This window comes from Candidatus Abyssobacteria bacterium SURF_5, from assembly GCA_003598085.1.
GTDB lineage: Bacteria > Abyssobacteria > SURF-5 > SURF-5 > SURF-5 > SURF-5.
In genome coordinates, this window is sequence record QZKU01000038.1 from 38,487 (window position 1) to 45,789 (window position 7,303).

General features: G+C 55.0%; 8 protein-coding genes and 1 rRNA gene. 1 reads left to right on the plus strand and 8 read right to left on the minus strand.

Translation table 11 applies throughout. The features are described 5' to 3' along the window. The first annotated feature begins 28 nt into the window (after positions 1–28). Positions 29–712 carry an MgtC/SapB family protein gene (locus tag C4520_04460; protein RJP24260.1) on the plus strand — a complete coding sequence of 228 codons (684 nt, stop codon included), beginning with the start codon at positions 29–31 and terminating at the stop codon, positions 710–712. A gap of 153 nt (positions 713–865) precedes the next feature. On the opposite strand, the gene C4520_04465 is transcribed toward C4520_04460, so the two are convergent. From C4520_04465 to rrf, 8 genes are all read right to left on the minus strand, one after another. Further along, the gene (locus C4520_04465; protein RJP24261.1) at positions 866–1,318 is read right to left on the minus strand and encodes a MaoC family dehydratase; all 453 of its coding nucleotides are present in this window, start codon (positions 1,316–1,318) and stop codon (positions 866–868) included. Beyond that, the gene (locus C4520_04470) at positions 1,318–1,896 is read right to left on the minus strand and encodes a hypothetical protein (GenBank protein ID RJP24262.1); all 579 of its coding nucleotides are present in this window, start codon (positions 1,894–1,896) and stop codon (positions 1,318–1,320) included. The genes C4520_04465 and C4520_04470 overlap by 1 nt, the downstream gene beginning before the upstream one ends. A 137-nt stretch (positions 1,897–2,033) precedes the next feature. After that, positions 2,034–3,734 carry an AMP-dependent synthetase gene (locus tag C4520_04475; GenBank protein ID RJP24263.1) on the minus strand — a complete coding sequence of 567 codons (1,701 nt, stop codon included), beginning with the start codon at positions 3,732–3,734 and terminating at the stop codon, positions 2,034–2,036. Positions 3,735–4,014: 280 nt separating this feature from the next. Beyond that, positions 4,015–4,227, minus strand: a complete 213-nt coding sequence (locus tag C4520_04480) for a hypothetical protein (GenBank protein RJP24264.1) — start codon at positions 4,225–4,227, stop codon at positions 4,015–4,017. Between the two features lie 186 nt (positions 4,228–4,413). After that, complete coding sequence (locus C4520_04485; protein RJP24265.1) at positions 4,414–5,052, minus strand: class I SAM-dependent methyltransferase; 639 nt, start codon at positions 5,050–5,052, stop codon at positions 4,414–4,416. 696 nt (positions 5,053–5,748) lie between these two features. Next, the gene (locus C4520_04490; protein ID RJP24266.1) at positions 5,749–6,168 is read right to left on the minus strand and encodes a hypothetical protein; all 420 of its coding nucleotides are present in this window, start codon (positions 6,166–6,168) and stop codon (positions 5,749–5,751) included. Between the two features lie 425 nt (positions 6,169–6,593). Beyond that, complete coding sequence (locus C4520_04495; GenBank protein RJP24267.1) at positions 6,594–6,971, minus strand: hypothetical protein; 378 nt, start codon at positions 6,969–6,971, stop codon at positions 6,594–6,596. Between the two features lie 228 nt (positions 6,972–7,199). Then, a 5S ribosomal RNA gene (gene rrf / locus C4520_04500) occupies positions 7,200–7,303 on the minus strand; the annotation flags it as partial.

The window sequence follows — 7,303 nt, forward strand, 5'->3', positions numbered from 1 at the left end:
GACTAACAATGTATGGCTTTTTGATTGCATCGGGGGAGGTTTTCTCGTGTACGAATATCTTGTTGTCGTATTCAAGATCGTGCTGTCGATCGCTCTCGCAGGACTGATCGGGCTCGAGCGCGAGCGGCACAACCAGCCGGCGGGCCTGAAGACGCACATTATTCTTTGCGTCGGCTCGACGCTCATCACTGTTGTCTCAATTGCGATGGCCCATGATGCCACAGGCGCAGTCGTCAGCGATCCGACTCGTATCGCCGCCAACATCGTTACCGGTATCGGTTTCCTCGGCGGCGGCGCAATCTTGCGGCTCGGCGCAACCGTGCGCGGACTGACGACCGCAGCGAGCCTGTGGGCAGTCGCCGGCGTCGGCATGGCTGTCGGAGGCGGTTACTACTTTGCTGCCGCGCTTACGATCGCGGCGATCCTGCTCACCCTTCATTTCCTCGGCCGGTTCGAGCATGTTTATCTGAAGCGCCAGAAATTCAAGACCATGACGTTATATGCCCGCAGCGCGCCCGATCTGCTGGGGAATGTTGAGAAAGTATTGGCCGCTCATGAAGTCACCATCCGAAACATCGAGGTTCAGCGCGACTTGACTGAGCCTTTCATGGAAGTGCGGGCACTGGTTATCGCGCCTGCTCTTCTGAACGTCAACAAGCTTTCCGACGAGATGTTCCAGGTTTCCGGAATGGTCCGATTCGAAGTGGATTGATAGGCAAATGTGAAGCCTTGATGGCGCGGGCGTTCTGCCTGCGGTTGTAGGGACGGCCCCATGTAGCCGCCCGCCTATTACCCGCCGTCATTGACCGTCGTACGGGCGGCCCTTTGTGGTTTGTATTTCTCTCAATTGACCTTGAACTTTGAACTAATCTTCCGGAAACACCACTTCCGTCCGGCACACCGCCAACTCTCTTCCGTCCTGGTTTTCCGCCTTGAGGTCCACAATGACGTAGTTTTTTCCCGGACTGATCAGATGCTTTTCCGAAACGGTCCCGGTGCATTTCACGGTCCAGCCGGCGAGCACCGGCCAGATGAACTTCGATGTCATTCTCCTGATATGGAGCCCCGCGGGATATGCCCAGTTCGAGACGACCGACAGCATGAACGTCATCGTCATCATCCCGTGGCCGACGGTCTGCGGAATCCCGAATGGCTGAGCCGTCGATACCCACTCGGGATCGCAATGGACCGGGTTGTAATCGAGCGAAGCGACTGCAAATTTCCAGAACGTTTCCTGCGTTACCGATTGGATGAATGGCGGCAGTTCCTCGCCCACCTGAACCGAGTCGAAAGTCAATGTCTTCATGGGCTCCTCCATCACACGTCCACCCCTCGCCGGCCTTCGAGAAACTTCTTTATGTCTGCTCGCGTCTTCGGAAGAATCAGCGTCGCGATCCACGAGGCCTTCTTGACATCGTGCTGATTGTAGAAATCCGCCTTGTACTGCAGATAATACTTTCCTCTCTTGATGTAGCGGTCATATGGTCGCGCCTTGATATGGATCGTTTCGCCGACACGAAACGGCTCGAATATCTCGATATCCTGTCCGGGATTGCGCGCGCCCGGCGTTCTCACCCAATTGCCGCGCCCCTTCGCGCCGATGCACCAGAATGCAATCTGCGTGATGAACAGCGGATGCGGCATCAGTTGCGCGTATGCCGACTTTTTCGCCAGATCCTCGTCATGCATCAGAGGATTATCGTCGAGTGCGGCCTCGGCATAGAATTTCATGTCGTCCGCCGTGATCGTAAACGTGCGCTCGCCCGGAATCTCGTCCTGCGACTCAAAATCTATCTCGTCCCACGCCTCGTAGTTCTCGGCGCCCTTGAAGAAGTCGGTGTCGAACTGCCGGTGTTTCTCCGTCTTGAAGTACTTCTCGAAATGCCGCGGAACCATTCGCACTCACCCCTTTTGATCCGGAACTTTGGAGAACTTCGTTCGTTGCATTTGCCCATCACACGGAGGCGCTCGATTCATCGCGCCCGCTTTTTAATCGCACTTGAAACTTGAAACCTTGAACCTTGAACTTTGAACTACTTGTTGGGCCTCAGCGCTTTCTTATCCACCTTGCCGACCGCCGTCAGCGGCAGGCTCTCGACGAACTCGATCGATTTCGGCCGCTTGTACGGCGCCATGTTCTCGTGGCAATACTGCATCAACTCCCGCTCGATCGCGTCGCGGTCTTTATCCTTAAAATTGGCGGAAAGCTGGACGACCGCCTTCACCACTTCGCTGCCGGGGCGCTCAGGATTCGGGAGGCCGATCACCGCGCAGAACTGAATTGCCGGATGCTCGTACAGCGTTTCCTCGACTTCCTTCGAGAACACCTTGAATCCACCCACGTTCAACATGTCCTTCGCGCGATCGACAATGGTGAAATAACCGTCGGCGTCCATCTTGGCTACGTCGCCCGTATACAGCCATGTTTCGCCCCTGATCGAGCGCATCGCGTGCGCCGTCTCCTCCGGCTTTTTCCAGTAACCTTTCATTATCTGCGGGCCGCGCGCGATGATTTCCCCCTCTTCGCCGACCGCCACCTCGCGCTCGCCGGTCTCCAGGTCCATCAGCTTCATGTGCGTGCTCTGGATCGGAATGCCGACCGTCCCGATCTTCTTCAGGCCCCTGAACGGATTCATCGTCAGGAGAGGACTCGCCTCGGTCATTCCGTATACCTCGATTACCTTGCCTTCGCCCACCAGCGCCTCGAGCGCACTGAACGAGTCCACCGGAAACGGTGCGGCGCCCGAAAGGCACGCCTTCACCTGCGTGAAATTCAACGTCTTGAACATCGGCTCGGCCAAAAGCATCTGGTAAAGCGACGGCACGTTCGCCATCGCCGTCGGAAGATACCTTGCGAACTCGTCACAGATGTGTTTCGTGTTGCGCGGGTCCGGAATCAGAATCTGCGTGTTGCCGAGCCCCATTCCGCTCATGCCGTACATCAGGCCCGCCAAATGAAAGAACGGAAAGCCGGATATGTAGATTTCGCCGCCCCGCTTGGTATCCAGCCATTGCTTGCTCTGAAGAAGGTTCGACACCATGTTCCCATGCGTCAGCTCCGCCCCCTTCGGCATGCCGGTCGTACCACCGGTGTATTGGATCAGGCAGATGTTCTCGGGCTTGATATCGATCTTCGGCGCTTTCGGTGGATACGACTCAAGCAGCCTCCGAAAATGAATCACCGTTTTCCCCGGCAGCGGCGATATCTTGCCTGTCGGAATCTTCTTGAGGAGCCTGCCGAGCGTGCGTTTCGGCCAGGGCAGGAAATCGGCTATGCCGGTGGGAACAATATGTGAAAGCTTCGCGACCTTCTCATGTATCTTCGTCACCCGCTGCTCGAAAATGGCGTCGAGCGTCACCAGCACACGCGCGCCGCAGTCATTGAGTTGATACGCCATTTCCTTCGGCGTCAGCAGCGGAGAGACGCCGGTCGCGGCGCATCCGGCCCGCAGGGCGCCCGCATGCGCGATCAGGTACTGGGGCGTATTCGGAAGATTAATGCCTACGACGTCGCCCGGCCCACACCCGATCTCACCGAGGAATGCGGCGAACCGGCGCGACAGCAGGTCAAGCTCGCGGAACTTCTGCGTGACACCCATGAAGTGCAGCGCCGCGCGGTCCGCAAAATCCGAAAAGCTCTCCTCGAGCATGTGAGCGTAAGTTGTGTCCGCCGCAGGTACATCGGGTGCGACTCCAGCATCATAATGCTTCAGCCACGGTTTCTCATCGTGCATCACGTCGATTGTCCCCCCAGTAAAAAACCCGGTCTACCTAACAGCTATTATTCCGCTCATGCATCGAACCAGTAAAACCGCGTCACTCAGACTATAACAAACCCCGCGGCATGTCAATATTGGGAGAGGCAGGCTTTAGGCTTCTGACTTCAGGTTATAGGGAAAACTTTGTCCCCGTTTTCCAACGGGGGGAAATCCGAAAGAGCGGCAGCATGCAGTCCGTACAAAAAGCAGTCGGAGTCGCTTAAGCGAATGGCATGAGCCTGAGGTCTGCCTTTCATCACTTCAGCGGCAGAACGCCGAAGAACATCAACACCGCGCAGAAAATGAAAATGATGCCGGCTGCCTCGTAGATTTTGAGGAAAGTTTGTTCCGAGGTTTCGCTTCCGGTGCGCAGATTGATCTGCCAGGAAGCCCTCGCGATTGGACCGGAAAACCCGTACGAGCAGATTCCGAGGATTAATACCAAAATGCCGTCAGTCGTCAGCTGCATGGATCACTACCTTCTCCCTTTGCTACTAATGTCCCGCGCGCCACAACCGGGATCAATTATATTCTGAAACGGCAGGCGGGTTCAACAGGAAGATCACGAAGAAAAAGACGAACCACCAAGGCGCCAGGACACCAACAAAACGACGACTGACAGCAAAACACCTTCCACTAAGAATTCCGCGAATGTTTAGTACGAAGCAATAATGACGTGGATGTATTGCTTGAAAACGTATTCCTTTGAAACCTGTATTCCCGCTTCGCTCAGTGATGCCGATAAAGGTTTGAACAAACTGTTGCGGCTCCACGAGTGAGAAAGAAATTTGAGAACGATCAGCGAGAACGGAATCCATCCCCACAGATGAGCCGGGGGTCCGAAATCGGCAATAATAAGCCTGCCGCCTTTTCTCAAAACCCTTCGCATTTCATGGAAGGCGCGTCTTTTGACATCCAGAGGGACATGATATTGAAGCGTCATCGTGCAGAAAACGACGTCAAACGAGGCATCCGGAAACGGGAGATCATCAATGGAACCCTTGTAATATCCAACTTCCAATCCCGCCTTCTGCGTCTTCCTCCGGGCCATTTGAAGCTGATCGCACGAGAGGTCTAACCCAGAGACGCGTCCTTTCTCCCCAACGATCTGTTTGGCCATAATGGCTAATGCGCCGGTTCCGCAGCCGCAATCCAGCACCTCTTCCCCGTTCCGAAGCGATGCTTCATCGACCATTTTTCGGGTGAACGCCTCTCCGTAACCGAACATTGCGGTGAGCCGGTCATAGAATCGTGAGAAAAGGCCTTGAATGGGAATCCCTTTAGATTCAGTCATTGCTCTACACTGCCGTTCGCGAAACTGAGCCCGAATTGCCAAAGTATACCATGAAACGATGGCGTTCGCACATCTGAAGGCCCTCTCTTTCAACCACTGAGTTTCACGAATAATCACGGATTAGAGATTCAATCCCCAGTCAACAGACCACAGGAAGAGCAGGAAATCGCACTCATTTTCCAACCGCCGATGAACGCAGATGGATGCCGATAGAAACATCTCTCCGCGGAGAGCGGAGATTTCATCCGAATGGTTTTTTATCCGCTGATCCTTCAGGCTCTGGACAAGTTTCATGAAGCAGAGAGACCGAAGCGGAACGGATTGGCAATCCGCAGATTGCGCAGATTATCTCAGATTGGAAAGGCGGGCTTTGGGCTGTAGTCTTTAGATGCGAGGAGAGGAAGCGAATCCAGTCGTAGGAGTTGTGGGAATCTGGCTAACTCAGAGTTATCCAATCAGCGCGGGCAGACGTGGAAGACGCGACGCGTTTTTCAATAGCCGTCAAACACGCGTCATTTCCAGGACTGTAACGTCTTATGTTTTGTAAAATGTGCAGGCGACCCCATTTTTTTCCCAAGGCCCCGCAAAGGCTCCCGGATGTCCAAGGTCCAAAATGCAAAATTCTGAAGAAAAAGAGGATGTATCGGTCAAGGTGTGGGAGAAGGCAGCAAACGGGCAGGATGCTTGGCCGCATGGTCAGCAAAGAGAGCTGCTTCGCTTTCGCTCAGCATGACAACTGACGGGAGCGTTGAAGGGAGGAAGCGGGTTCCTCCGTTGCCTCCCGTTATCTCCGTTATCTCCGTTATCTCCTGTAGAAATCTTTGCAGTTCGAAATCCGGGGACACGATACCAGAAGACTATCATGTCTTCGATGCCGATGGCGCAGACATATGTCCGCAATTTTTTTGCTCTCTTTGCGCTGTTGCCGGCCTTGCGCGAGCGCGGGGTCTTCGTCTTGGTTGAGGCGCGGCCGCGCTCTGTTGACTCCGTTATCTCCGATAATTGTCCTTTTTCGAAATTGGTTTCCGGAGGCCGACTTGCGAGACCCGGGACAGCCATATCCGCGAGAATAAAAAAACAGCAACAAATTAATGGGGTTTCATCGAGACGCTCCATTTTTCCTGTTTCTTTTGCGACGTCTGCGCCTTTGCGGTTTAAAAAGGGTTTTAGCGTTCTTGAAACCCAAAAAGTTCGCTCTGGATGGCTTTGGTGACGAAGACGGCCTGTTCGGGCTTGAAGTACACGCCGGGGACGCGGTGCTTGCGCCTGCGATACTCGCGCGCATGTTCCTCTGACCAGAGGAACACACTCTCGCTTCAGAATGCGTTGATGATGCATTTGTCTTCGATGGCCGAAAAATCCACGTGCGGCACGAAGACAATAGGCTCGCAGCCGTCCTCCTCGGCTCGGTAATTCAGGTCGCTGTCTATGGTGATACGCAACGGTTTTGAGCAGTGCGCGCAATCGGAATCGATGGTCACCGACAGAAATTCTCTTCGTAAGCGCCCTTGCACGAAGGGCGTCGCAAACGCGTCGATCGCTCAGGCGGCGTAGATGCGCTCGCCCGTGCTGAAGGTGAGGCGATGCGGCGTTTTTTGGACCGTTACCGGATACGCCCAAACGGCCATGGCTTCCTCGTTTCTGCAAATGAAGGTCATGTGCTGTTCGAGGTCGTCGAATACCTGCTGCGCGCGCTCTACCGGCATCGACAGCTTCTGCGCGGCGAGTTCCGGCGAGATTGGCTCGGCGAGTTTCGGAAGCTCGCGAACGATGAAGTGGTGAACCGCTCGATGCTCCTCGGTCATGAAGCCGAGTTCACGCCGAATTTTCCTTTTCTGCTTGCCGATTTGTTTCTCCCACAGCGAGGGCGGTATTGAGAGCATGCAGCGCCAGAACCCGGCCATCAATTTTGCGGCCATAGGTATATTTTCCTTTCCGGTTTCACCTTTTGTGCACGGCGCGCCGTGCCCCCACCGACTGGGGGGTTGACCGTTGAACCATCGAACTCCGGATCGAAAGCCCGGGGCCGGAACATCACAGGCTGGAAGCCTGTGCTCCCATTGCATGATTCATGTCCCCGTTCAAGCGCCGGCATAAAAAAAGCGCGGGCTTTGCACCCTAAGGATGCAAAGCCCGCGAAAAGATACTCCCGGCAGCGTGCTACTCTCCCACGCAGCTACCCACGCAGTACCATCGCCGCTGAAGGGCTTAACTTCTGTGTTCGAAATGGGAACAGGTGTGGCCCCTTCGC